At 75.6% G+C, this 1,863-nt stretch carries 1 protein-coding gene and 1 pseudogene; both read right to left on the minus strand.

Annotated features, from left to right (window positions below):
• Nucleotides 1-547 (minus strand): annotated as a pseudogene (locus EYA84_RS31385) (hypothetical protein); the annotation flags it as partial.
• The coding region (locus tag EYA84_RS31390; RefSeq protein ID WP_131057800.1) for a prenyltransferase/squalene oxidase repeat-containing protein at nucleotides 544-1,863 on the minus strand (1,320 nt) is incomplete at its 5' end. The pseudogene EYA84_RS31385 and the gene EYA84_RS31390, both read right to left, overlap by 4 nt.

Here is a 1,863-nt window from a genome sequence, read left to right on the forward strand (position 1 = left end):
GTGCCGAGGTGCGGGGCGGCGGCGGTGCCGCAGGTGTGGTGCGCGGGGGTGGTGCCGGCCGGTTCGGTGCCACCGCAGGCCGGGGCGCGTTGTCGGCGCTACGGTTGAAGGAGAACGACCAGCCTTCGAAGCTGCCCGCCGGTGGCTTGCGGTTGAGGACCCCCCGGTCGCTGTACGCCCACGAACCCCCGTCCGGCGCGTGCCAGTACGACCAGTAGGCGCTGGCCGGCGGGGTATCGACGCACTTCTCCGTGGCGGTCGAGGGTTTGCCCTCGATGCGGCAGATGAAGCCCTCGCCCCAGCGCAGGGTGCCGGCGATCTGGAACCCGGCGTTCTTCAACGCCGCCAGACCGGTGGCCTGGTCGCCCGGGGCGCAGCGGACCACCACCCCACCGCCGAGTTCCTTGAAGTCGACGACCACGGTCACCCCGTTGGCGTCGGGACAGTGGCCGGCACGGCCGGCGGCCTGTGCCGGAACCGCCCCGACGGCCGTGCTCGCGCCGGCCACCGCGAGCACCAGTGCCGCGCGGATCGCACGGCGGCTCATGTGGCCCGCCGGCGGCCCAGCACCAGCAGCACCGCTCCCCCGCCGACGAGCAGCAGCGCGGTGAGCACGTACGCGCCGATGGCCACGCCGGTCGTCGGCAGGCGCCCCGGGCCGCCCGCGACAGGGCTGGTGCTCACGGTCGGTGTGGCGACCGGCGTGGACGACGTGTCACTCGGGGACAGACTCGGCGTCGCGCTGGCGGTGGGCGGGGCGGTCGGTGGCGGTGGCGAACTCGGCGTCGGTGACGCGGTCGGCGTCGGTGAGCCGGTGGGCGTGGGCGACGCGCTGGCCGACGGGGTGGGGCCGCCGGTGGGCGGCGGGTCGAGACCGATCCGCCCGAGCGGCACCTGGGCCAGGCCGAGCAGCGCCTGGGCGGTGGCCCGACGCCACTGGTCCCGGAGGTTGTCGGTGATTCCCGCGCCGACCGCCTCGGTCAACGCGTCGGTGTTGTAGGCGATGGCACCGGCCTCGGCCGCGGCGGCACCGCCGTTGCCCGTGGTGAGCTGGAGTGCCGCCAACGCCTCGGCGGCCCGCTTCGCTTCGCTGTCCCGCCCCGCCGCGGCCAGGGCCTGCCCGGCGAGGCCGGTGCTGTTGGAGTTCGCGCCGCTGGTCGGCCCCGACCCGCCGAACGACCCGTCGGCGCGTTGCTGTGCCGCCAGCCACTGGGCACCGCGCTGGGCGGCGTCGTCCGCGCCGTCGGCCCCGCTGGCCAGCAGCGCCTGGACGGCCATCGCGGTGGAGTCGACGTCGAGCGTGGCGTTGCCCTGTGCGTCGCAACTCGGCGACGGTGCGCCGTCCGCGTCGGGATAGAGCCGGAAGCCGCCGGCCACGCACTGCTGCCGGACCAGGAAGTCGGCCGTCTCCTGCGGTGCGCCACCGCTGCGGGCCAGCCCGAGGAGGGCGAAGCTCTGGTCGAAGGTGTTGGACGGGTCCTGGCCGGACGCCTCGGTGGTGCGGCTGGTGATCCGGCCGTGCTGGTGGCCGGTGTCCGCGCCGGAGACTAGTGACAGGGTCTCCGCCCGCAGGTCCCAGCCGCCGAAGTCGGTCGGGTCACCACCGGCGGCGGAGGCGGCGTAGAGCAGCTTGGCGGTGGCCCCGCCGTCGGTGAAGCCCTCGATGCCCCAGTCGTCGTAGCTGTTGTAGGAGCGCACGTTCGCGGCGATCTGTGCGGTCGCCGCCTGCCGGGTCGACGCGTCGACGCCGGTGGCCGCGAGGGCGAGCACGCCGTCGATGGTGAGGCCCCAGTCGGCACCGCCGAACGGGCCGGGCAGGACTCCGTCGGCGTACTCGCCGGCGAGCCAGCGCGCGGCGTCGCC

This window comes from Verrucosispora sp. SN26_14.1, from assembly GCF_004307965.1.
Taxonomy (GTDB): Bacteria; Actinomycetota; Actinomycetes; order Mycobacteriales; family Micromonosporaceae; genus Micromonospora.